The organism is Thalassobellus citreus, assembly GCF_044385915.1.
In the GTDB taxonomy this organism is placed as follows: domain Bacteria; phylum Bacteroidota; class Bacteroidia; order Flavobacteriales; family Flavobacteriaceae; genus Thalassobellus; species Thalassobellus citreus.
Genome location: NZ_JBISCC010000045.1, coordinates 1 through 525 on the forward strand (window position 1 = coordinate 1; position 525 = coordinate 525).

1 protein-coding gene is annotated in these 525 nt (G+C 25.1%); it reads left to right on the plus strand.

Annotated elements, in window-relative coordinates:
• Positions 1-516 (plus strand): hypothetical protein (locus ACH5TX_RS00215; protein ID WP_439337552.1); only part of this gene is annotated, 516 nt, incomplete at its 5' end.
• Positions 517-525 lie beyond the last annotated feature (9 nt).

Here is a 525-nt window from a genome sequence, read left to right on the forward strand (position 1 = left end):
AACCGTTGCCAAACATATATGAAAATAGAAAATCATAAAATATTTTGTCTTTTTATTTTTACCTTATTCAGTAACTTAACTATTGCACAAAATGATATTTATTTTTTGATAAATAAGAATGATTCACTTATAAAGACACAAATCTCAAAAGAACCAAAATCTTATGCAGGATACAGCATATTCTACGATAAGAAAGTTCATACAAAGAAAAACAATACTCCGAAATTTAAAAAGTCAATATCTAAAGGAATAATCACAGTTTGGGAAGAAGATCCTAAATATGATTATTATGTTTATGAAAGACCATCTGTTCCATTTAGTTTTTTAAAAGGATTAGACAAATTAGTTGACCAAAAAGAGTTGAAAGATTTAAATGTTATTACCGAGAGAAAAGATTTTCTGAATATTGGAAATAATGGAAGTTTTGACGGATTGGGTTATACTTACTATTTCATTGAAAAAAAAGAGAACAACAAATATCTTATAAGAAAAGTTTACCCTGTTATTTTTGAATAATTAACAAAA